Source organism: Brevundimonas sp. MYb52 (assembly GCF_002979535.1).
Lineage (GTDB): Bacteria > Pseudomonadota > Alphaproteobacteria > Caulobacterales > Caulobacteraceae > Brevundimonas.
The window spans coordinates 44,321-66,840 of the sequence record NZ_PCPB01000016.1 but is presented as its reverse complement, the minus strand read 5'-3'; the positions used below and the strand labels follow the sequence as shown (position 1 = coordinate 66,840).

The window sequence follows — 22,520 nt, the reverse complement described above, 5'->3', positions numbered from 1 at the left end:
GTCGCCCCGCCTGCACCGCCGGCGCCCCCCGCACCGCCGGCTCCGCCGCCCGGACGTGTGACCACCTACTACTCGTCGAACGGCTTCTATTTCGAGAACGCCACGCCGGAACAACGCGCCGAGGCCGATGCCGCTCAGGCGGTCGCCCGAGAGGCTAGGGCTCTGGCCGCCGACGCTCGTCGTCAGGGGGAAGCGGCGCGCCAACAGGCGGCCGAGGCCCGCGCCCAAGCGGCGGTCGCCCGCCAGCAGGGCGAGGAGGCCCGTCGTCAGGCGGTTGAGGTCCGCGCCCAGGCCGCCGTCGCTCGCCAACAGGCTGAACAGGCGCGCATCCAGGCGGCTGTCGCCCGTCGGCAGGGCGATGAGGCCCGCGTCGTCGCGGCTCGGGCGCGTGTCCAGGCGCGTGAACAGATGGGCCGTGGCGCGGAAAATATGCATCGCGGCGCAGACAACATGCGCCGCGAGGCCGTCCGCCTGCGCGATCCCGCCTATCGCGCCGAGCAGATCGCTCGCAACCGCGAGCAGGGCAACATCGTCACCGACGCCGAACTGATCGCCTTGGGCCCGAAACTGGTGGAACAGGCCGCTGACCTGGATCGTCGGGCGGAAGAACTGGCGACGCGGGCGAAAGAGCCGATCTAGGCTCGCCACGTCGCAAGGGCTCTGTCGTGAGGCGCGCGTCGCACGGCAGAGCTTTCGTCTATGGCTCGCGGGCGGATGGGGCGATAGGCTGGGGCATGGCCCGCTGTTTCCTGATCCTGTCCGCCGTTTCTGTCGTTTCGCTGTCCGCCTGCGTGTCTGGCCCCAAGGTCGTCGCGACCCCGCCGATCGCCCTGCCGGATACGGCGCCGACCTATCGTCTGATGGCGTCCGATCCGGCATCTGCGGCGGATCAGGCTGTGCAGGCGGCGCTTCGCACCCAACTGGACGCGCGCGGCTGGCATGAAACGCGCGAGGCTCCCGCCTGGCGGATCGAGGCCTCCTACGCCGTGCGGCCGCAGAAGACCGGTGCCTATTCCGACGTTTCGGCGCGAGAGGGCGACTGGCTGGATGCGCCGGTCGTGCCGCAATGGTGGGGCGCCAAGCGCCTGACCCACAGTCTGACCCTGACGCTGCATGGACCCGAGGCTGAGCCGGGGGCCTATCAGGCCAGTGCGGCGACCACGGTCGGGCCGCGCCGGGCCGATGAGGCGCTGGACCTTCTGGCCGCCGCCGTGGTGGCCGAGCTGAAGCCCTAGTCCGCCTCGATCACACGAGGCAGGGTCAGGACGAAGGTGGCCCCGACCGCCCCGGCTTCATAACGAATATGGCCACCGTGACGTTCGGCTACGGTGCGGACAAAGGCCAGGCCCAGACCCGCGCCCCTGTGGTCGGCGTCACCGTGACCAAACGGCTGGAACAGTCGCCGCGCCGCCTCGGCGGAGAGGCCTGGCCCTTGATCCCTGATGCGGACCACGCAGAGGTCGCCGTCGTCGGGCGCCTCGATGTCCAGGGTGCAGGCGATGACGCCCTTTGCGGGCCCGTATTTCAGCGCATTGTCCAGAAGATTGGTCAGGAGTCTGCGCAAGAGGGCGGGGTCGCCCTCGACCAGGTATTCATCTTCGCCCGTCGGCGTCTGGATGGTTACGCCCCTGGCCGAGGCCTGAGGCCACAGGGTGTCGGCGGCGTCCATCAAAACCTGCCCGAGGTCGAGGACCACGGCCCGATAGGGTTGGGACTCGGCGCGCGCCAGTTGCACATAGCCTTCGGCCAGATCCAGCGTCTGGCGAGCGTAGTCGCCGATGCGGCGCTCGAAGGCGGGGTCGGTCCGGCTCTGGCTGCCTTCCAGCAGGGTCAGGATCGATACCTGGGGCGCACGCATGTCGTGGCTGAGCAGTTGCAGCGCCTGTTCCCGCTGGCGCTCGGCGACACGGAACAGGGTCATGTCGGCGAAGCGGACGATGTGACCGATGGGCTGGCCCGAGGCGTCGGTCAGGGCGGCGGCGGCGACCTTCATGGTTCGGCCGCCGGACGTCTGGATGTCGCCGGGATCGGCGTTTTCGGCCATCAGGAACCGACGCCACGACGGCTCGCCGAGCGACTGGAACAGGGCCGCCAGGTCAGCCTGACCGTCCAACTCGGGGCCGAACAGGTCCCGCGCCCGGTCGTTGGACAGCAGGACGCGGCCCGTCGGATCGGCGACCACGGTGGCGTCGGGCAGGCTGCGCAGCGCGTCCGAGATGAAACGATCCAGATCGCGAAGCTGTTTCAACGCGGCGCGCAAGGTATCCACCTGCTTTGACACCACGTCGCCTTGGGGCCGGAACGAGGCCAGGGTCGTGCCGGGCAGAGACGGGGCGTCCCGCTCGAAGGTCTCGACCTCGCTCTGCATATAGGCCGAGGCGGCGGCCAGACGCCGCCAGCTCCAGAAGGGATAGGCCAGGGCCAGGCCCGCGACGGCGGCGGTCGGCGGAAACCACAGATTGGCCGTCAGGAAGGCCGTCAGGCTGGCGACCAGGGTCAGGAGGATCAGCCCCGCGCCCAGCACCATGTTGGCAAAGGGCCGCAGGAACAGGAAGCCGCCCACCAGCAGGGCCAGCGGCGCCAGCGACAGCGCCAGCACCCAGGGCGGGGACAGGGTGCGCGGGCCGCCGCCCTCCAGCAGGGTTTGCAACAGGGCGGCTTGAATCTCGACGCCGGGGCTCAGTTCGCCCTGGGGCGCCGCCGGCGTGGCGTAGCGATCGCCCAGGCCCGGCGCGGTCGCCCCGACCAGCACCAGCTTGTCCTTCAAAAAGGCGGTGGGGACTTCGCCGCTCAGTACATCTGTGAAGGACAGGGTGCGGAACCGTCCCGGCGGACCGCGATAGGCGATGGCCTCGGATCGAGCGGCGATCAGGGCGTCGGGCGAGGCGGCGTCGGGATCGGGCGAGGGCGCGGCGACGCGGGTTTGGGCCAGCGGCAGGATCAGTTGCGGCCAGACCTGATCGCCGCCCTGCATGTAGAGCGGCAGGCGACGGATCACCCCGTCGCCATCCACCGTCAGATTCACGTGGCCGAGGCCGGCGGCGGCCTCGACCAGCGGCGCGGCCGGCTCGCTGACCCGCCAGGGGGCGCCGTCTTCGCCCGGCGCATCGACCAGCAGGGGCAGATAGACGTTCTTTGCGCGCGCCAGCGCCGCGGCCAGGGCTGGGTCTCCGGCTTCCGGCTCGGTGAACAGAACGTCGTAGGCGACGGCGCGAGGACCGGCCTGGGTCAATCGGTCGATCAGGTCGGCGTGGATCGCGCGCGGCCACGGCCAGCGACCGAGAGTCTGCAGGCTACGGTCGTCGATGGCGACGATGACGACCGCTTCGTCGGCAGGGCCGTCCTGAAGCCGGATCAGGGCGTCATAGGCCAGATTGTCAGCACGGTCGGCGGCGGAGCCCAGCGCCAGCCAGCCGACGACCAGGGCGGTCAGGGCGACGACCAAGCCCCACTCGATCAGAGCGCGGCGACCTGTCAGCCTGGCGCCCAACGGCCGGACGTCGGCCATGGATCAGCGTCCGATGCGCAGTTGCTGCGGCTCGGACCAGACCTGCAACAGACGACCAAAGCGATGGCGCGTGCCTTGAACCCGCCAAGTGTAAACGCCGGGCGGCAGGTCGGTTAGGGTGAAGGCCTGGTCGGTCAGGCCAGGATGATCAATCAGCGGTGCTCCCTCGGGCGCGCCATTTGCGTCTTCCCTCGACAACTGAAAGCGGAACTGGGCCTCGCCTTCGCCCTCGGCCTCCCAGCGGAAGCGGTAAAAGCGTCGACCGTCGAGGGCCGAATTGCTGGACGCCAGGCCGCCGACGCCGTTGCGGGCCCGAATGAAGCTATAGGTGGTGCTGCGACCCTCGACCCCCTCGGGCGACAGGGCGCTGAGCCGCAGGAAATAGGCGCCGTCCGTCAGGTCGGCGAAGGTCAGGCGCGGCTCGCCCGAAGCAGAGTCCGTCTCGGCGAAGGCGTCGATCATGCCCGCATCCGACGCCAGTCGCCCGCGATAGCGGTCCGCGCCTGACAGGGCGTCGATGTCGAAGACGGCTTCGCGCCCCGATTGAACCTCGTCAGGGCGGGTCAGGGCGGGCACAGGCAGAAGCGGAACGAGGATGGCGCCGGTCGCGCTGGCGGCTACGCCTTCGGCGGCCGCTGCGACGGTTTCGACCAGGCCGTCGCCGGACTCGACCTCGACCCGGCCTTCGATGACCTCGGTGGCGGAGCGGTCCGCGGCGTCGTCGAAGGCGACGCGGAACTCGGTGCCGCGCACGGCGGAGACCGAGACGGGCGTGCGGACGACGAAGCCGCCGGGCCGTTGGCGCGGCGTGACGCGGGACTCAGCGCGACCGGCCTCGACCGTCATGGCGTGATCCACCGCGCCGTTGAGCGCGTAGCGACGCAGACGGGTCAAACGCACTCGGCTGTTGGAGGGTACGACGACATGACTGCCATCGGACAGGGCCAGTCGAACGAAGGCGTTGGCGCCGGTGGTCAGGATCGCCCCTTCGGACACGGTCTGCCCCTGGCTGGGCGCACCTGTGGCCGGGCCTTGCGTCAGGCTGACGGCGCCGCGGAAGCTGGCGATTCGGGCCTGATCCGGGTCAGCGCGCAGCAGGCTGACAGGAAAGGCCAGATTGCGCCCGGTCGCCATGCGGCGAGGATTGGCGACTCGGTTGCGGCGCTGGACCTGACGATAGTCGGCTGGACGATTGAGGTAGGCGACAGCCAGATCGATCAGGGTGTCGCCGCGCTGGACTCGATAGTCGATGGCGTCATCGGGCGCGGCGGTCGCCCGTGACTGGGCGTGGGCGGGCGAGGTGGATACAAGCAACGCCAGAACCCCGGCGGCCATCGCCCGCTTTTGCATCATCCCGAAGTCTCTTCCGCGTTCGCAATCGTGTTCGCGGCCGCTGCGACGGCTTCATCCGCCGCGCCGGCGCGCTCCAGACGGTATCCGTAGCTGTAAATGGGCGTCAGACGGAAGCCCCGCTCGGGCCGCAGGTTCAGCTTGGTGCGAATGCGCGATATGTGCATGTCCAGCGAACGGCTGTTCAGATTGGGTTCGTTGCCCCAGACCGTCTCAAGGATATAGGTCCGCGACAGGGCGCGATGCAGGTTGCGGAACAGCAGTCGGGCCAAGGCGAATTCCTTGGCCGTCAGCACCACGGTTTGGCCGTCGCGCGTCACGGCGCCGGCGGATTCGTGAAAGACGGTGTCGCCCAGGATCTCGGCGCCCGGCGCAGAAGGCTGGGCGTAGGCACGGCGCATCAGGGCATTGATGCGGGCGGCCAGAACTGACGGCGACAGGGGCTTGGGCAGGTAGTCATCGGCGCCGGCGTTCAGACCCGCCACAATGTCCTCATCCTCGGCGCGACTGGTGACCAGCAACATCGGCGGCGGCGGGCGCAGATTGGTGCGGGCCCAGGCCAGAACCTCCAGGCCGGAGCGATCAGGTAGGTTCCAGTCCACAATGAGGAGGTCGAAAGTGTCCTTGCGCAGCGCCGAGATCAGCGCCTGGGCGCGAGAGAAGAGCACGGCCCGATAGCCCAGACCTTCGGCCGCCGTGGCCATGGTCTCCAACTGAACTGGGTCGTCGTCGAGAAGGGCGATCTTCATTTTACTTTACGCTCCGCGGTCGCCTTGACCATAGCCCGCCATTTCTGGGTTGTGGCCAAAGTCAGCCGGTCAGAATGTAAAATTGCGTCACTTCTGACTATCAAGTGAAGCTTGATCACATAACCATGATTGAAGGCGAAATTTCGCCTTAGGCGGCATAGGGCGACAGCCGTTCAGCGGCGTCGCGGCACAGGGTCTTGATCCAGCGTCGCGCCGCCTTCAGGCGGGCTGTGCCGTGGACCTCGCGGTGGGTGCTGAGCCAGAAGCGGCGCTCGATCAGGACGTGGTGGGGGAGGATACGCGTCAGCCCCTCGGCCAGGAAGCAGGGCAGGACCCCGATCCCGCCGCCAGCCGCGATCATGTCCCGCTGCGCCCGGATCGATGAGGAGGCCAGGCGCGGACGCAGGTTGGGGCGGATTTCGTCCAGGTAGTGCAACTCCGGCGCATAGATCAGATCATCGACATAACCGACGATGTCGAAGTCCGGCAGGTCGTCCACGCGCTGGGGCGCGCCATGCCGTTCCAGGTGCTCGGGCGAGGCATAGAGCGCCAGTTGATAGGGCGTCAGCGGCTCGACGATCAGGCGTGGGCTGGCGGCCGGGCTGAGGGTGATGGCCATGTCCACTTCGCGGCGGCTGGGCGACAGGAAGCCGGAACTGGCGGCCAGTTCGATGTTCAGGCCCGGATGCGCCGCCAGCAGATCTGGCAGGGCAGGGGCCAGGACGGCGCCGCCGAAGCCTTCGGAGGCGCTGATCCGCACGGTGCCTGCGATCAGGTCGGGCCGCGTCACCCGCTCGGCTGCCGCCATGGCGCTTTCGGCGTCCAGCGCCGTCTCCAGCAGTTGCGCCCCCGCCGCCGTCAGCAGCAGGCCCGAGGCCGAGCGCACCACCAGGGTCGACTTCAGCGCCGTCTCCAGCCGCGCCACGCGTCGCCCGACCGTGGCCGCGTCGATGCCCAGCCTTTGCGCCGCTGTGGCCTGCGAGCCCGCCCGCGCGGCGGCGATGAAGATACGAACGTCGTCCCAGTCGAACATTGCAGAACTGCACAGCATAGGATGCAAGATTGCAATGGGTGGCGCGCCATCTCTCTGCTAGGCCATGATGAAACGAACACAACGACACACAGGGAAACGCCACCATGCGCGACATTCGCCACTTCATCGACGGTGCGGCCTTCGACGGCGCATCGGGTCGCTTCGGCGACGTGTTCAACCCCAACACCGGCGAGGTTCAGGCCCGCGTCCAACTGGCGACCGTCGCCGAGATGGACCGCGCGGTCCAGTCGGCCCAGGCCGCCTTCGAGGGCTGGTCCAGCACCAACCCGCAGCGCCGCGCCCGCGTCATGTTCGAGTTCAAGCGCCTGGTCGAGGCCAACATGAACGAGCTGGCCGAGCTGCTGTCCTCGGAACACGGCAAGGTCATCGCCGACTCCAAGGGCGACATTCAGCGCGGCCTGGAAGTCATTGAATTCGCTTGCGGCATCCCGCACGCGCTGAAGGGCGAATATACCCAGGGCGCCGGTCCGGGCATCGACGTCTATTCCATGCGTCAGCCGCTGGGCGTCGTGGCGGGCATCACCCCGTTCAACTTCCCCGGCATGATCCCGATGTGGATGTTCGGCATGGCGATCGCCGCCGGTAACACCTTCATCCTGAAGCCGTCCGAGCGCGATCCGTCGCTGCCGGTGCGTCTGGGCGAACTGATGATGGAGGCCGGCGCGCCCAAGGGCGTGCTGAACGTCGTCCACGGCGACAAGGTGGCGGTCGACGCCATCCTGACCCACCCCGACATCCACGCCGTCAGCTTCGTCGGCTCGTCCGACATCGCCCACTACGTCTATCAGATGGGCGCCCATCACGGGAAACGCGTCCAGGCCATGGGCGGCGCCAAGAACCACGGCATCGTCCTGCCTGACGCCGACATGGATCAGGTGATCAAGGACCTGACCGGCGCGGCCTACGGCTCGGCCGGCGAGCGCTGCATGGCCCTGCCGGTCGTGGTGCCGGTCGGTCAGCGCACCGCCGACGAACTGCGTGAGCGTCTGGTCTCGGAAATCCCCAACCTGCGTGTCGGCGTCTCGACCGACGCCGAGGCCCACTATGGCCCGGTCGTCACCCAGACCCACAAGGACAAGGTCCTGGGCTGGATCAACAAGGGCGTCGAGGAAGGCGCCGAACTGGTCGTCGACGGCCGCGAGTTCAGCCTGCAAGGCCACGAGAAGGGCTTCTTCATCGGCCCGTCGCTGTTCGACCAGGTCAAGCCGGAGATGGAATCCTACAAGGAAGAAATCTTCGGCCCGGTGCTGCAGATCATGCGCGCCGCCAGCTTCGAGGAGGCCCTGAGCCTGCCCAGCAAGCACCAGTACGGAAACGGCGTCGCCATCTTCACCCAGAACGGCCGCGCGGCCCGCGACTTCGCCGCCCGCGTCAACGTCGGCATGGTCGGCATCAACGTGCCGATCCCGGTGCCGGTGGCCTATCACTCGTTCGGCGGCTGGAAGCGTTCGGCCTTTGGCGACATCAACCAGCACGGCATGGAAGGTCTGCGCTTCTGGACCAAGACCAAGACGGTCACGGCTCGCTGGCCCGACAGCGAGTTGGAGCACGCGGACAGCTCCTTCGTCATCCCGACGATGGGCTGATGAGACAGGAACCCGACCTCAGGCGCTGAGGTCGGGTTTTTCTTTGGGCATGATTTTGAAGCGAAGATCTCAGTTCAGATGCGGCGCATCTGAACCGATTTCGCTCTAGCGGCGGATGGCTTCGAAACCGCCGGTGAAGACGGCCTCCATGGCGTCGCAGATGGCGCCCATTTCCGAGGACTTGCACAGGCCGCCGGACAGGACGTCGATGCGGCCGGTTTGGGCCAGCGACAGGGTCAGCGACCCCGACAGCAGGTGATAGAACCAGTAGACCTGACGCTCAGGCGTCTCGGGAGATATTCGTTTCAACACGCCGATGAAGCGGTGGATCACCGGGTCGAAATGCTGGTGCATGGTGTCGCCGCCCCAGACCGGGGTGTTGTTCACCTGGGCCACTAGAGCCGCATAGTTCAGCCATGCCGGGTCGCCTTGATCGAACAATACGAACAGCGGACGCAGGAAGGCGTCGATGGCCCCGCGCACCGTCATGGCGTCGCCATGCTCAGCCTCATAACGGTCCAGACTGTCGAGGCGTAGTTGGTTCGCCACCTCGGCCCGGCGACCAAAGACGGTTGAGAACAGCCGGTTCTTGTCGTCAAAATAATAGTGCAGCAGGGCCGTATCGACGCCCGCCTCCTTGGCCACGGCCTTCAGGGTGACGCCGTGCAGGCCGTCGCGTGCAAACAGGGCTTCGGCCACGTCGAGGATGCGGGTCGTCGTCTCCTCGCGGCGCTGGGCCTTGGGCTTGGGCGGGGCCTTGGCTTTCGCCCTGGGGCGCGGCTTGGTTTCGGTGGCGGTCATCGATTCACTTTAGCCGAGAACAGGGTTCTCAGGCGATCCCGCAACCGCAGCAGCAGGATCAGCAGCTTCCCTTTACGCCCATGGTGGTCCAGCGCCGCCTTCCACCAGCCGCGCTTCACCTCGCCGCCGGGCGTGTCGTTGAACACCATCCAGGCGTCGTCGGCAGGGACATAGGCGGGCCAGTCGGCGCCCGGCGCGCCCGTTCTGGCGAAGCCGACCCAGCGCTTGTGCATGGCGGCGCTGACCGCGCGGTCGGCCTCGGTTGCGGGCGGGGCGCCGTCGGGGCGGTGGTCCAGGGTCTCGAAGACGTGGAAGATCTCGGCGGCGTGGTTGGCGCGCGGCATGGTCTCGCGCCGGGCTTCTTCCACATAGTCAAAGGTGTAGAGCCAGGCTTTCGACCGGCGCGGGCGCGACGCCACCCAGCGCGCCGGGGCGGCGAAGGCGAAGTCGCGGAAGCCGAGGCGGATCATTTGCTCCTCGTCCCCGTTCGCTTCGGGATAGAGGGCGGCCAGCTTGGCGCTCGGCTTGATCAACTGGCCAAAGCGTTTCAGCCCGCCGCCGTAGTTGAGCAGGGAATCCTCGCCGCTGTTGACGCCGATCATCAGCGGCACGTCGGCGAAGTCGCCGCTTGCGAAGGCGCTGATCGGGTCGCGGTCCAGCAGCCGACCGTCGATGACCGGACCAAAGGCGCCTTCGATGGCTGTCAGCGTCTCGGGCGTGACGGCGCGCAGGGCGGCGGCGTCGGGGTTGCTCAGGCCGAGCGCGGTCGCGGCCGCCGCGCCGCGGTCCTGCGCCGTTTTCAGCGGCGTGGCGGGCAACCAGCCGCCGCCGGACTGGACAACGACCTTGTGGAACAGGCCGCGCGCCCGCTTCGTCGTCATCAGGGCCAGGATGTCGAGCCCCCCGGCGGATTCTCCGAACAGGGTGACATTGGCGGGATCGCCGCCGAAGGCTGCCACATGGTCGCGCACCCATTCCAGCGCCGCGATCTGATCCAGCAGGGCCTGATTGCCCAGCGGTTCGCTGGGCGCGGCCTCGGCGCTCAGCGCCGGGTGGGCGAAGAAGCCGAGCTGGCCCAGACGATAGTTGACGCTGACCAGCACCACCCCGTCACGTGCAAAGGCGGCGCCGTCGTAGAAGGGCAGGGACCCGGCCCCCATCCGGTTCGATCCGCCATGCAGCCAGACCATGACCGGGGCGGGGGCGCTGGTCTCGGCGGGCGCCCAGACATTCAGCGTCAGGCAGTCTTCAGCGCTCGGGTCCGGCGCGCCGCCGATGGCGACGATGTCGGCCACGTCGGCGGGACCGGCCTGAGGGGCGGAGGGGCCGAACGCTATCGCCTCGCGCACGCCGTCCCAGGCCGGAAACGGCTGCGGCGCCTTCCAGCGCAACGCACCGACGGGGGAGGCGGCATAGGGCACGCCGCGAAATACGTTCGCTGCTCCTTCACGTCGACCGCGCAGGACGCCGGACGGAGTGTGTGCGACAGGCGAGGTCGCGGCCAGATTGACCTGATCCATCATTCTTCCTCCAGGCGCGATCTTCGCCGCGCTCGTTCATTTGAGAATGAACAACGCTCGCCCAGCTGTCGAGCCGTTGAATGAAGTTTCATTCATGCAGGAATGAATGATGTTGACAGCGGGGCCGTTCGCGGATCACCGTCAGACCAACTCAGATCAGCGGCGACCAAACGACCGCGCCTGGAGAGGAAACGAGAATGCGAACGACAGGACAGTTGCGTCTGGCGCTGATGACCAGCGTCTTCATCACGGCTTCGCTCTGCGCGGCGCCGAGCTTCGCCCAGCAGGCGACGGACACTGAGCAGGCCTCCAGCGTCGACGACATCGTCGTCACCGCGCGCCGCCGCGAGGAAAGCCTGAAGGACGTGCCGGTCGCTGTCACCGCCGTCAGCTCTGAGCGTCTGGAGCAGACCGGCGCCGCCGACATCACCACCCTGCAGCAGCAGACCCCGAACGCCACGGTCCAGATCGCGCGCGGCACCAACTCGACCCTGACCAGCTTTATCCGCGGGGTCGGTCAGCAGGACCCGCTGTGGGGCTTCGAGCCAGGCGTCGGCCTCTACGTGGATGACGTCTATGTGGCCCGTCCGCAGGGCGCCGTGCTGGACATTTTCGACATCGAGCGGCTGGAGGTCCTGCGCGGGCCCCAGGGCACCCTCTATGGCCGCAACACCATCGGCGGCGCGATCAAATACGTCACCAAGCGCCTGAGCCAGGACCCCGAACTGACGCTGAAGGGCGCCTACGGCAGCTACAATCAGGTCGATCTGATCGCCTCGGGTTCGACCCCGCTGACCGACACCTTGCGCATCGGCGGCGCGGTGGCTCGCTATACCCGCGACGGCTACGGCACGAACCTGACCACGGGCGCTGAGCACTACAATAAGGACGTCACGGCGGGTCGCGTCAGTGTTGAATGGACCCCCACCGACGACCTCTTCTTCCGCCTGGCGGGCGACATCACCGAGGACGAGTCCAACGCCCGTCACGGCTATCGCCTGAAGGCGCCGATGACCGACGGCATCTACGACACCCGCGCGGGCATCGGCGACGACGGCTATGTGCGCACACGCGGCCTGTCCTTTACCGGGGAATGGAACGTCAACGACGCCGTGACCCTCAAGTCCGTGACGGCTTGGCGCGACGGCGACACCAAGGGCGACGGCATCGACTTCGACGGTCTGCCGCAACCGATCCTCGACATCCCCGGCTACTATGCCGACAGCCAGTTCACCCAGGAATTCCAGGTCTTGTTCGAGGGCGAGCGCTGGCAGGGCGTCGCGGGCGTCTTCTACATGGACGCCTCGGCGGAAGGCGCCTTCGACACGGTCGTCGGCCTGGCCAATCTGACCACCTTTACCGGCGGCAAGGTCGATACCGAGAGCTTCGCCGTCTTCGCTGACTTCAGCTACGATCTGACGGACCAGTTGTCGCTGTCGGTCGGCGGGCGCTGGACCAAGGACAAGAAGAGCGTCGATCAACTGCGCCAGAACTATCTGGGCATCAAGAGTCCCTTCTTCGGCAACGCCGCAGCCGTTCCGCTGGGCGCGCCCCTGACCGACTACACCAACTCGGACGACTATTCGGAGTTCACGCCCCGGATTAGCGCCAGCTACAAGTTCACGCCGGAACTAACGGGTTACGCCTCGTTCGGACGCGGCTTCAAGTCGGGCGGCTTCGACATGCGCGGCGACGCCAGCCTCTACCCCGAGACGGTCAACGGCTATCAGCCCGAACTGGTCGATACCTACGAGATCGGGCTGAAGGGCTCGCTGCTGGATCGTCGCATCAACTTCGCTACGGCCCTGTTCAAGTCGGAATACACCGACCAGCAGATCACCTCGCAGTTCTTCATTCCGCCGACCTCGGTCGTCAGCTTCGTCGATAACGCCGGCTCCAGCGAGATCTGGGGCTGGGAACTGGAAGCCAGCGCGCGGATCACCGACAGCTTCATACCGCGTCTGACGCTGGGCTACCTGGACGCCAAGTTCAACGAGTTCGTCACCTTCAATCCGCTGACCGGCCAGCGCGAAAACATGGCGGACGAACGCCACTTCCAGAACACGCCGGATTGGACGGCCAACATCGCGCTGCCCTACAGCGTCGATCTGGGTGATCGCGGCTCGCTCATCTTCACGCCGATGGCCTCGTATCGCGGGGCGACCCAGATGTTCGAGACGCCGATCCCGCTGCTCGATCAGGGCGCCTACTGGCTCTATGACGCCACCCTGATGTGGACCGCGCCGGACGGTCGTTATCGGGTCAGTCTCGCGGGTCGCAACCTGTCGGACGAACGCTATCGCGCCGGCGGCTACAACTTCCCGGCGCCCATCACCGGGGATTCCGTCATCGGCTTCTACGGCGCGCCGCGCACTGTGACGCTGAGCGTGACCGCCAACTTCTAGGGTTTCCAGCCCCGGAAAAACTGAAGCCCCGCCGGTCCGTCCGGCGGGGTTTTCTTTTGCACCCTAGCTCAAGGTGTAGGGGATGACGCCGCGCACGTTTTCAGGCACGCGCAGGGTCCGGTCGATGGGCGGGAAGGCCCGCTGGGCGCAGTCGGTGCGCTCGCAGATGCGGCAACTGACGCCCATGCGGGTCGGCGGGCCGTTCAGGTCGAGGCCTGCGGCGTAAACCAGCTGATCTGCGTGTTCGATCTCGCAGCCGAGGCCCAGGGCGTAGCGGCGGTCGGGTTCGAGGTAGGACCCGCCCGGCTTGGACACGCTCTTGGCGATGCAGATGTAGCGCGAGCCGTCGGGCATCTCCGACAGATTGACCAGGATGCGGTCCGGCGCGCCGAAAGCCTCGTGCACGTTCCACAGCGGGCAGGCGCCGCCGAAGCGGGCGAACTGGAACCGCGTGGCGCTGTGCCGCTTGGTGATGTTCCCGGCCATATCCACCCGCGCGAAATAGAAGGGCACGCCGCGCCAGCCGGGGCGTTGCAGGGTCGAGAGCCGGTGGCAGACCTGTTCGAAGCTGACGTGAAAACGGTTCCGTAAGCGGTCCACGTCGTGACGCAGCTCGCGCGCCGCCTCGAGGAAGCGGCGATAGGGCAGCAGCAGGGCCCCAGCCGCATAGTTGGCCAGACCCACCCGGCAGACGTCGCGCGCGGCCGGAATGTCGAAGGCCGCCCGGTCCAGTTCGTGCTCGATCAGGTCGTGGAAGCGCAGCAGCACCAGTTGGTGCGCCATCAGGAAAGAGCGCGTCGCGCCGGGCAGGCTGGCGTCGACATAGAGGATGCGCGCCGTCGGGTCGAAGCGCCGCATGGCCCCGCGTCCCTCGCCGGTCGCCAGGCGGACCCCGCACAGGTCGTTCAATGCCGCCTCCAGATCGCGTTCAGGATGGCCGCCCGCACCCAGCCCCAGCTGTTCCGCCAGCGCTTCCGCCGCCTGATCCAGAACGTCGATGTAGTTGTCGCGATAGTGGAAGAAGTCGCGGACGGCCTCATAGGGCAGGGCAGGCGCCGCCTGCGCCCGCTCGTCCCGGCCCAGGGTCTCGTTCAGGGTCTTCAGCCGCTCGTCCAGCCGGCGATAGTCCTGATGCAGGGCGAGGAACTGACGCGCCAGCCGGGGGGTGTTGGTCACCGCCTGCTTCAGCTCGACCGGCGAGGGCGCCTCGGCGTGGCCGGCCACGTCGGTGACGGCCTCGCGCAGGTCGGCGATCAGGCGGGCGTCGCCGTCCAGATCGAACAGGCTGGCGTCCACATCGAAGGCCCGCGTCAGGGCGATCAGAACCCGCGCCGTCGCCGGGCGTTGATTGGTCTCGATCTGCGACAGGTAGCTGGGCGACAGGGCCAGCCGCCCGGCGCAGGCTTCCAGCGTCCAGCCGCGCGCCTCGCGCAGCTTGCGCACCTTGGCCCCGAGATAGAGTTTTTCCGCCATCGCAACTTTGCAAAACAGCCCATCGACCTTGGCAGGCTTACGCACTTACGCCCCTTTTGCAAAGTTGCGATTGCCTTTTTGCAACGAAGCGGCTTGGTGATCGTCAAAGATTGCAGGGAGTCGCCCAAACCATGAGCCAGGCCATCCTCGAGGAGCTTGAGCGCCGTCGCGCCGCCGCCAAACTGGGCGGTGGCCAGAAGCGCATCGAGAGCCAGCACGCCAAGGGCAAGCTGACCGCGCGCGAACGGATCGAAGTCCTGCTGGACGAAGGCAGCTTCGAAGAGACCGATATGTTCGTGGAGCATCGCAGCCACGACTTCGGCATGGACCAGCAGCGCATCCCCGGCGACGGCGTCGTCACCGGGCGCGGCACCATCGGTGGTCGTCTGGTCTATGTCTTCTCCAAGGACTTCACCGTCTTCGGCGGCTCGCTGTCGGGCGCCCACGCGGCCAAGATCGTCAAGATCCAGAAGATGGCCCTGACCGCCGGCGCCCCGATCATCGGCCTGTTCGATGCGGGCGGCGCGCGCATTCAGGAAGGCGTCGAGAGCCTGGCCGGTTACGCCGACATCTTCCTGCAGAACACGCTCGCCTCGGGCGTCATCCCGCAGATCTCGGTCATCATGGGCCCGTGCGCAGGCGGCGACGTCTATTCGCCCGCCATCACCGACTTCATCTTCATGGTGAAGGACACGTCCTACATGTACGTGACCGGTCCGGACGTGGTGAAGACCGTCACCAACGAGGTCGTCAGCCACGAGGACCTGGGCGGCGCCCGCGTTCATGCCGGCAAGTCGGGGGTCGCCGACGGCGCCTTCGAGAATGATCTGGAGGCCCTGTCCGAGGTCCGCCGCCTGATCGGCTTCCTGCCCCTGTCGAACCGCGAAAAGCCGCCGGTGCGCGACAGCTATGACGAGCCGGATCGCGACGAGGCGTCGCTGGACACCCTGGTCCCGACCAATCCGAACCAGCCCTATGACATGAAGGAGCTGATCCTGAAGACGGTCGACGAGGCCGACTTCTTCGAGATCGGCGCCGACTTCGCCAAGAACATCATCTGCGGCTTCGGCCGTCTGGACGGCCAGTCGGTCGGCATCGTCGCCAACCAGCCTCAGGTGCTGGCGGGCGTTCTGGATATCGACAGCAGCCGCAAGGCCGCGCGCTTCGTCCGCTTCTGCGACGCCTTCCACATCCCGCTGGTGACCCTGGTGGACGTGCCGGGCTTCATGCCGGGCACCAAGCAGGAGTACGGCGCCCTGATCAAGCACGGCGCCAAGCTGCTGTTCGCCTATGCCGAGGCCACGGTGCCCAAGCTGACGGTCATCACGCGCAAGGCCTATGGCGGCGCCTATGACGTCATGAGCTCCAAGCACCTGCGCGGCGACGTCAACTACGCCTGGCCTACCGCCGAGATCGCGGTCATGGGCGCCAAGGGCGCGGTCGAGATCATCTTCCGCAAGGAGGCCGGCGATCCCGAGGCCCTGGCCGCGCGCGAGGCCGAATACAAGGAACGCTTCGCCAACCCCTTCGTGGCGGCGGGGCTCGGCTACATCGACGACGTCATCATGCCCCACGGCACGCGCCGTCGCCTGATCAAGGCCCTGCGCACGCTGAAGAACAAGACCCAGGAAAATCCCTGGAAGAAGCACGACAACATTCCGCTGTGACCTGCGACGTTGAGTTTCTTGCGGAAGTTAATGCCGCACTGGCTGGTGCCCGGTTCGATTGGCTGGGCATCAGCCTGTTCGAGGGTTGGCTGGAACTGTCGCGTGAGCCGCATAGCTATCGGATCAGTTGGAGCGGCTGGTTATCTTCGACTGCGAGTCCAACTGTCGGTAGCGACGTTCACGGGTATGTATTTGCTCCAATGATCGGCCCGATGATCGGAACGAATCTTATTGAAATCCAGCATCACGGCGGCGTCTACGAACTGCGCTTTTCGAATGGACAGTCCGTATTCGCAGGCCATTGGCCAAGCGGCGCGGCTGATCATGTGCTGATGGTCGACGCCATTACTGACAATGCTCCCTTCACATGGGGGCTACTCGATTGACACTTTCAAATTGTTTTTCACGACGCATCCAAGCCGTCGGTAGGACCCTCTGATGTTCAAGAAAATCCTCATCGCCAACCGGGGCGAGATCGCGGTTCGCATCATCAAGACCTGCCGCAAGATGGGCATCAAGACGGTGCTCGTTTACTCGGACGCCGACGCCGGTTCGCTGGCCTGCGAGATGGCTGACGAGACCATCCACATCGGCCCGTCGCCCGCGGCCCAGTCCTATCTGATCCAGGACAAGATCGTGGACGCGGTGCGTCAGTCGGGCGCCGAGGCGGTTCACCCCGGCTTTGGTTTCCTGTCGGAAAACCCGGTCTTCGCGCGTCGTCTGGAGGCCGAGGGCATCACCTTCATCGGCCCGAACCCGCACGCCATCGAGGCCATGGGCGACAAGATCACGTCCAAGAAGTTCGCCGCTGAAGCGGGCGTCTCGACCGTGCCGGGCCACATGGGCCTGATTGAATCGACCGAAGAGGCGGTGAAGATCGCCAACGAGATCGGTTATCCGGTCATGATCAAGGCCTCGGCTGGCGGCGGCGGCAAGGGCATCCGCGTCGCCCATTCCGACGCCGACATGGCTGAAGGCTTTGCGGCGGTGAAGGCCGAGGCCCTGACCGCCTTCGGCGACGACCGCGTCTTCCTCGAGAAGTTCATCGTCAATCCGCGCCACATCGAGATTCAGGTGCTGGGCGACAAGCACGGCAACATCGTCTCGCTGTTCGACCGCGAATGCTCGATCCAGCGTCGCAACCAGAAGGTCATCGAAGAGGCCCCGTCGCCCCTGCTGGACGACGCAACGCGCAAGGCCATGGGCGATCAGGCCGTGGCTCTGGCCCGCGCCGTGAACTACGACTCGGCCGGCACGGTCGAGTTCGTGGCCGGGCAGGACCGCAGCTTCTACTTCCTGGAAATGAACACCCGTCTGCAGGTCGAGCACCCGGTGACGGAGCTGATCACCGGCGTCGATCTGGTCGAGCAGATGATCCGTTCGGCGGCGGGCGAGACCATGGGCTTCAAACAGGAAGACCTGTCGATCAACGGCTGGGCCATCGAAAGCCGCATCTACGCCGAGGACCCTTATCGCGGCTTCCTGCCGTCGATCGGCCGTCTGGTGCGCTATGAGCAGCCGGAAGAGGGTGATCAGGGGGACTATACGGTCCGCAACGATTCTGGCGTCCGCGAGGGCGACGAGATCAGCATGTTCTACGACCCCATGATCGCCAAGCTGTGCGCCTGGGGCGAAACGCGCGACGCCGCCGTCGAGGGCATGGCCCGCGCGCTGGAAGACACCCACCTGTCGGGTCTGGGCCACAACGTGCCCTTCCTGTCGGCGGTGATGGATCAGGACCGCTTCAAGTCCGGCGAGCTGTCGACCAGCTACATCAAGGACGAGTTCCCCGACGGCTTCCGCGGTCTGGAGCCCAGCGAGGCGCAGAAGGACATCTTCATCACCGTGGCCGCGGCGATGAACGAGGTCCTGGCCGAGCAGGCGGGCGATCCGTCGGAACGCACCGACTGGACCGTGCTGATCGGCCGTGAAGGCCACGCGGTGTCGCTGTCCTATGACGAGGCCGAGGATCTGGTCATCTCGCTGGACGAGCGCGACCTGACCCTGTCGGAGATCGACTGGCGCCCGGGCATGGCCCAGTTCCGCGCCGTGCTTGATGACGAGCCCTTCACCGCCGAGGTCAAGCGTGCCCCCGACGGCTTCGACATCCGCCACCGGGCGGCCAGGGCCCGCGTCCGCGTCCTGACCCCGCGCGCCGCCGAGATGTATCAGCGTCTGCCGGAAAAGATCGCCGCCGACACCTCCAAGCTGGTGCTGTCGCCCATGCCGGGTCTGGTCGTCGACATCCCCGTAAGCGTGGGGCAGGAGGTCAAGTCGGGCGAGACCGTCGCCATCATCGAAGCCATGAAGATGCAGAACATCCTCAAGGCCGAGCGTGACGGCGTGGTGAAGGCGGTCGGGGCCAAGGCCGGTGATCCGGTCGCCGCCGACGACGTGCTGGTGGAGTTTGCGTAAATGACGACCTTTCCCACGCCGAGCCCGCTGGAATGGCGGGAACAGGCCGAGAAGGCGCTGAAGGGGCGGGCGATCGAAAGCCTGCTCCACCTCGACGCCGACGGCCTGATCATCCGGCCGCTCTATGCCGACGCAACCGGGGTGCAGGCGCTTCGCGCGCCGCGCACCACGGACGCCGAGGGGCGGGCGTGGGACCTGCGCACCCTGGTCGAGGGCGACGAGGTGGCGGCCATCAGGGCCGCCGTCCTGACCGACCTTGAAAACGGCGCCGCCTCGGTGGTGCTGAAGGGGGTATTCACGACCGACGAGGCGACGCTGGCCGCCGCGCTGGACGGCGTGGCTCTGGAACTGGCGCCGGTGGCGCTGGACGCGGGCTTTGACGGCGTAAAGGCCGCCGAGGCTCTGGCGGCTGTGGCCAAGGGTTCGCCCCGCGCCCAGCTGCAATTCCACATGGACCCCATCTCGGCCTTTGCCGAGGCGGGTGAAGGCCCGATCGACGCCGCCGTGACCGAGGCGGCCGAAGCCGCCGCGCGTCTGGCCGGGACCTATCCCGACGCCCGACTGTTCCTGGCCTCGGGCCGCGTGGTGCATGAGGCAGGTGGTTCGGCGGGACAGGAACTGGCTTTCGCCGCCGCCTCCGCCGTCGCCTACGTCAAGGCTGCCGTTCTGGCGGGCCTGAGCGCCGAACAGGCGCTGAAGGGCGTGGTCCTGGGCGTGTCGGTCGACGCTGAATATTTCGACGCCCTGGCCAAGGTGCGGGCCATGCGCCTGATCTGGGCCAGCCTGTCCAGGGCCTTTGGCCATGAGACGCCCGCCATCATCGAGGCCCGCTCGTCGCGGCGGATGCTGTCGGCCCGCGATCCGTGGCCGAACCTGCTGCGCCTGACCGCCGCCGGTTTCGCTGGCGCCGTGGGCGGCGCCGATGTGGTGGTGCTGGACGCCTTCACCCGCGCCGAGGGCCGTCCCGACGCCTTCGCCCGCCGTCAGGCCCGCAACACCCAGCTGGTGCTGATGGAAGAAGCCAATCTGGGCCGGGTCGACGACCCCGTCGCCGGTTCCTGGTTCCTGGACAGCCGCACCCGCGATCTGGCCGAGGCGGGCTGGACCGAGTTCCAGTCCATCGAAGCTGAAGGCGGCGTGGTCGACGCCCTGAAGCACCATCTGATCCAGCCGCGCGTCGAACGCGCGCGCGGCCAGCTGGAAGCGGCGCTGAAGGACGGCGCCCGCCACATGGTCGGCGTCACCAAATACGTCGATCCTGATCCGCGCCCGGCGCCGGTCGAGACGACCGATCCCGCCTTCGTCCCGGTACACGGCGGCGCCCTGACCCCGGTGCGGTTCGCCGCGCCCTTTGAAGTCGCGTCCGAGGAGGCCGCCCAATGAGCGCCTTCCCCGACTTCTCCAAGGTCGATCTGGACCTGACCGCGACGGGCGCTGGCCCGACGCGCGATCCCTGGCTGACGCCAGAGGGTCTGACGGTGGAAACCGCCTATGGCCCCGAGGCGCTGGAAGGCCTCGACGCCATCCACGGCCTGCCGGGCTTTGCGCCCTATATGCGCGGGCCCTATCCGACCATGTACGCGGGTAATCCGTGGACGATCCGCCAGTACGCGGGCTTCTCGACCGCCGAGGAATCCAACGCCTTCTATCGTCGCAACCTGGCGGCGGGCCAGAAGGGCCTGTCCATCGCCTTCGACCTGGCCACCCACCGGGGCTATGACAGCGACCATCCAAGGGTAAAGGGCGACGTCGGCATGGCCGGCGTGGCCATCGACAGCATTCTGGACATGCGGACCCTGTTCGACGGCATCCCGCTGGACCAGATGTCGGTGTCCATGACCATGAACGGGGCGGTGCTGCCGATCCTGGCCCTTTATGTCGTGGCGGCCGAAGAACAGGGCGTGCCGCACGCGGCCCTGACCGGAACCATTCAGAACGACATTCTGAAGGAGTTCATGGTCCGCAACACCTACATCTATCCGCCCGCGCCCTCGATGCGGATCATCTCGGACATCTTCGCCTGGACTGCGCAGGAGACGCCGAAGTTCAACTCCATCTCCATCTCGGGCTATCACATGCAGGAGGCGGGGGCCTCGGCGGACATCGAGCTGGCCTATACGCTGTCGGACGGTCTGGAATACATCAAGGCGGGCGTGGACGCCGGCATGGACGTGGACCGGTTCGCGCCGCGCCTGTCCTTCTTCTGGGCCATCGGCATGAACTACTTCATGGAGGTGGCCAAGATGCGGGCCGGCCGCCTGTTGTGGGCTGAAAAGGTCGCCGAGAAGTTCGCACCCAAGGACCAGCGCTCGCTGTCGCTGCGCGCCCACTGCCAGACCTCGGGTTGGAGCCTCGCCGCGCAGGACGTGTTCAACAATGTCTCGCGCACCATGGTCGAGGCCATGGCGGCGGCGGGCGGTCAGACCCAGAGCCTGCACACCAACGCCCTGGACGAAGCCCTGGCCCTGCCGACCGACTTTTCGGCCCGGATCGCCCGCAACACCCAGATCCTGCTGCAGATGGAGACGGGCCTGACCCGCACCATCGACCCCTGGGGCGGTAGCTTCTACGTCGAGCGGCTGACGCATGATCTGGCGAACCGCGCCCGCGCCCTGATGGCCGAGGTCGAGACGGCGGGCGGCATGGCCAAGGCCATCGAGGCCGGCATCCCCAAGCTGCGCATCGAAGAGGCGGCGGCCAAGACCCAGGCCCGCATCGACACCGGCAAGCAGACCGTGGTCGGCGTGAACCGCTATCTGAACGATACGCCCGACGACATTCCGATGCTGAAGGTCGACAACGCCGCCGTGCTGGCCGCCCAGATCGACAAGCTGAAACGCCTGCGCGCCGAACGCGATCAGGTGGCGACGGATGCGGCTCTGGAAGCCCTGACCGCCGGGGCGCGCGGCGACGCCAACCTGCTGGAACTGGCGGTTCAGGCCGCCCGCGCCAAGGCCACGGTGGGCGAGATTTCGGACGCGCTGGAGGCCGCTTTCGGCCGCCACGTCGCCACGGTGAAGACCGTCTCGGGCGTCTATGGCAAGGAGGCGGGCAATGATCCCAAGGTCGCCCGCGCCCGCGACATGGTCGCCACCTTTGTCGAGAACGACGGCGGCCCGCCGCGCATCCTGATCGCTAAGCTGGGTCAGGACGGCCACGACCGGGGCCAGAAGGTGGTCGCCACCGGCTATGGCGACATCGGCTTTGACGTGACCGCCGGGTCGCTGTTCCAGACACCCGCCGAGGCGGCCAAGGATGCGGTCGAGAAGAACGTCCACGCGGTCGGCGCCTCGTCGCTGGCGGCGGGGCATTTGACGCTGGTCCCGGAACTGCGCGCCGAACTGGCAAAGCTGGGCCGCGAGGACATCATGATCGTGGTCGGCGGCGTCATCCCGCCGTCGGACGTGCAACCGCTGCTCGATATGGGCGCGGCGGCCGTCTATCCGCCCGGCTCGGTGATCGCCGAGACGGCGGCGGACCTGATTGAAAAGCTGAACCTGCGTCTGGGCTATGCCCAACCGACGCCGGCGGAGACGAAATAATGATCGGCAATCTGAACCACGTCGGCGTCGCCACGCCCTCGATCGCGGACTCGATCAAGCTGTATCGCGACATCCTGGGCGCGACCAAGATCGGCGAGCCGTTCGACCTGCCGTCGCAGGGGGTGAAGGTCTGCTTCATCGATACGCCCACGGCCCAGATCGAACTGATCGAGCCCTATGACGAAACCAGCCCGATCACTGGCTTCCTGGCCAAGAACCCCAAGGGCGGCCAGCACCACGTCTGCTTCGAGGTGGCTGACATCCACGCTGCCGTCGCCCAGATGCGCGCCAAGGGTGTGACCATCCTGGGCACGGGCGAGCCGCGCATCGGCGCCCACGGCACCCCGGTCGTCTTCCTGCATCCCAAGGAGATGGGCGGCGTCCTGATCGAACTGATGGAAACGCCGAAAGAGGCGCACTGACAGTCAAAAGGCCCGGTCGATGACCGGG

Annotated in this window: 16 protein-coding genes and 1 pseudogene; 10 read left to right on the top strand and 7 right to left on the bottom strand. The window is 67.2% G+C overall.

Going from position 1 to position 22,520, the window contains the following annotated elements; genetic code table 11:
• Both CQ039_RS14720 and CQ039_RS14715 read left to right on the top strand, forming a co-directional pair.
• Positions 1-639: pseudogene (locus CQ039_RS14720) on the top strand (peptidase M56); the annotation flags it as partial.
• 95 nt (positions 640-734) lie between these two features.
• Entirely contained in the window at positions 735-1,235 is a 501-nt protein-coding gene (locus CQ039_RS14715) for a hypothetical protein (protein ID WP_105561879.1), read from the top strand.
• Here CQ039_RS14715 and CQ039_RS14710 read toward each other — a convergent pair.
• The 4 genes from CQ039_RS14710 to CQ039_RS14695 form a co-directional block, all read right to left on the bottom strand.
• Positions 1,232-3,508: a CHASE2 domain-containing protein gene (locus CQ039_RS14710; RefSeq protein WP_105561878.1), complete on the bottom strand. Its 2,277-nt coding sequence runs from the start codon at positions 3,506-3,508 to the stop codon at positions 1,232-1,234. The two genes, CQ039_RS14715 and CQ039_RS14710, sit on opposite strands and share 4 nt — an antisense overlap.
• 3 nt (positions 3,509-3,511) lie before the next feature.
• Positions 3,512-4,858 carry a FecR domain-containing protein gene (locus tag CQ039_RS14705; protein ID WP_158255960.1) on the bottom strand — a complete coding sequence of 449 codons (1,347 nt, stop codon included), beginning with the start codon at positions 4,856-4,858 and terminating at the stop codon, positions 3,512-3,514.
• The gene (locus CQ039_RS14700; protein WP_105561877.1) at positions 4,858-5,607 is read right to left on the bottom strand and encodes a response regulator transcription factor; all 750 of its coding nucleotides are present in this window, start codon (positions 5,605-5,607) and stop codon (positions 4,858-4,860) included. The genes CQ039_RS14705 and CQ039_RS14700 overlap by 1 nt, the downstream gene beginning before the upstream one ends.
• 148 nt (positions 5,608-5,755) lie before the next feature.
• Positions 5,756-6,640, bottom strand: coding sequence for a LysR family transcriptional regulator (locus CQ039_RS14695; protein WP_105561876.1), 885 nt, complete (start codon positions 6,638-6,640; stop codon positions 5,756-5,758).
• Positions 6,641-6,744: 104 nt separating this feature from the next.
• Here CQ039_RS14695 and CQ039_RS14690 point away from each other — a divergent pair, with 104 nt between their 5' ends.
• Positions 6,745-8,247, top strand: a complete 1,503-nt coding sequence (locus tag CQ039_RS14690) for a CoA-acylating methylmalonate-semialdehyde dehydrogenase (RefSeq protein ID WP_105561875.1) — start codon at positions 6,745-6,747, stop codon at positions 8,245-8,247.
• Between the two features lie 105 nt (positions 8,248-8,352).
• Here the strand turns inward: CQ039_RS14690 and CQ039_RS14685 are convergent, their stop codons facing one another.
• Complete coding sequence (locus tag CQ039_RS14685) at positions 8,353-9,048, bottom strand: TetR/AcrR family transcriptional regulator (RefSeq protein WP_105561874.1); 696 nt, start codon at positions 9,046-9,048, stop codon at positions 8,353-8,355.
• Positions 9,045-10,571, bottom strand: coding sequence for a carboxylesterase/lipase family protein (locus tag CQ039_RS14680; RefSeq protein WP_105561873.1), 1,527 nt, complete (start codon positions 10,569-10,571; stop codon positions 9,045-9,047). The genes CQ039_RS14685 and CQ039_RS14680 overlap by 4 nt, the downstream gene beginning before the upstream one ends.
• A gap of 194 nt (positions 10,572-10,765) precedes the next feature.
• On the opposite strand from CQ039_RS14680, the gene CQ039_RS14675 reads away from it, so the two are divergent.
• Entirely contained in the window at positions 10,766-12,973 is a 2,208-nt protein-coding gene (locus tag CQ039_RS14675; RefSeq protein WP_199183667.1) for a TonB-dependent receptor, read from the top strand.
• A gap of 63 nt (positions 12,974-13,036) precedes the next feature.
• Here CQ039_RS14675 and CQ039_RS14670 read toward each other — a convergent pair whose 3' ends face one another.
• Positions 13,037-14,491, bottom strand: a complete 1,455-nt coding sequence (locus CQ039_RS14670; protein ID WP_233190074.1) for a short-chain fatty acyl-CoA regulator family protein — start codon at positions 14,489-14,491, stop codon at positions 13,037-13,039.
• An 86-nt stretch (positions 14,492-14,577) separates the two neighbouring features.
• Here CQ039_RS14670 and CQ039_RS14665 point away from each other — a divergent pair, with 86 nt between their 5' ends.
• The 6 genes from CQ039_RS14665 to mce are packed head-to-tail and all read left to right on the top strand — an operon-like array spanning position 14,578 to position 22,492.
• Positions 14,578-16,113, top strand: coding sequence for an acyl-CoA carboxylase subunit beta (locus CQ039_RS14665; protein ID WP_105561871.1), 1,536 nt, complete (start codon positions 14,578-14,580; stop codon positions 16,111-16,113).
• A complete protein-coding gene (locus tag CQ039_RS16570) occupies positions 16,110-16,499 on the top strand; it encodes a hypothetical protein (RefSeq protein WP_146112110.1) in 390 nt (129 codons plus the stop codon). Before CQ039_RS14665 ends, CQ039_RS16570 begins: the two co-directional genes overlap by 4 nt.
• A gap of 52 nt (positions 16,500-16,551) precedes the next feature.
• Positions 16,552-18,528, top strand: a complete 1,977-nt coding sequence (locus CQ039_RS14660) for an acetyl/propionyl/methylcrotonyl-CoA carboxylase subunit alpha (RefSeq protein WP_105561870.1) — start codon at positions 16,552-16,554, stop codon at positions 18,526-18,528.
• A complete protein-coding gene (locus CQ039_RS14655) occupies positions 18,529-19,911 on the top strand; it encodes a methylmalonyl-CoA mutase family protein (RefSeq protein ID WP_105561869.1) in 1,383 nt (460 codons plus the stop codon).
• The gene (scpA, locus tag CQ039_RS14650) at positions 19,908-22,070 is read left to right on the top strand and encodes a methylmalonyl-CoA mutase (protein ID WP_105561868.1); all 2,163 of its coding nucleotides are present in this window, start codon (positions 19,908-19,910) and stop codon (positions 22,068-22,070) included. Before CQ039_RS14655 ends, scpA begins: the two co-directional genes overlap by 4 nt.
• A complete protein-coding gene (mce, locus tag CQ039_RS14645; protein ID WP_199183666.1) occupies positions 22,070-22,492 on the top strand; it encodes a methylmalonyl-CoA epimerase in 423 nt (140 codons plus the stop codon). Before scpA ends, mce begins: the two co-directional genes overlap by 1 nt.
• The last annotated feature ends 28 nt before the right edge of the window (positions 22,493-22,520 follow it).

Bases quoted from the DNA above. Each gene is read 5' to 3' on its own strand.
- CQ039_RS14690 (WP_105561875.1), top strand. From the start codon at position 6,745: ATGCGCGACATTCGCCACTTCATCGACGGTGCGGCCTTCGACGGCGCA.
- CQ039_RS14710 (WP_105561878.1), bottom strand. From the start codon at position 3,508: ATGGCCGACGTCCGGCCGTTGGGCGCCAGGCTGACAGGTCGCCGCGCT.
- CQ039_RS14655 (WP_105561869.1), top strand. From the start codon at position 18,529: ATGACGACCTTTCCCACGCCGAGCCCGCTGGAATGGCGGGAACAGGCC.
- CQ039_RS14715 (WP_105561879.1), top strand. From the start codon at position 735: ATGGCCCGCTGTTTCCTGATCCTGTCCGCCGTTTCTGTCGTTTCGCTG.
- CQ039_RS14705 (WP_158255960.1), bottom strand. From the start codon at position 4,858: ATGCAAAAGCGGGCGATGGCCGCCGGGGTTCTGGCGTTGCTTGTATCC.
- CQ039_RS14700 (WP_105561877.1), bottom strand. From the start codon at position 5,607: ATGAAGATCGCCCTTCTCGACGACGACCCAGTTCAGTTGGAGACCATG.
- scpA (WP_105561868.1), top strand. From the start codon at position 19,908: ATGAGCGCCTTCCCCGACTTCTCCAAGGTCGATCTGGACCTGACCGCG.
- CQ039_RS14680 (WP_105561873.1), bottom strand. From the start codon at position 10,571: ATGATGGATCAGGTCAATCTGGCCGCGACCTCGCCTGTCGCACACACT.
- mce (WP_199183666.1), top strand. From the start codon at position 22,070: ATGATCGGCAATCTGAACCACGTCGGCGTCGCCACGCCCTCGATCGCG.
- CQ039_RS14665 (WP_105561871.1), top strand. From the start codon at position 14,578: ATGAGCCAGGCCATCCTCGAGGAGCTTGAGCGCCGTCGCGCCGCCGCC.
- CQ039_RS14660 (WP_105561870.1), top strand. From the start codon at position 16,552: ATGTTCAAGAAAATCCTCATCGCCAACCGGGGCGAGATCGCGGTTCGC.
- CQ039_RS14695 (WP_105561876.1), bottom strand. From the start codon at position 6,640: ATGTTCGACTGGGACGACGTTCGTATCTTCATCGCCGCCGCGCGGGCG.
- CQ039_RS14685 (WP_105561874.1), bottom strand. From the start codon at position 9,048: ATGACCGCCACCGAAACCAAGCCGCGCCCCAGGGCGAAAGCCAAGGCC.
- CQ039_RS14675 (WP_199183667.1), top strand. From the start codon at position 10,766: ATGCGAACGACAGGACAGTTGCGTCTGGCGCTGATGACCAGCGTCTTC.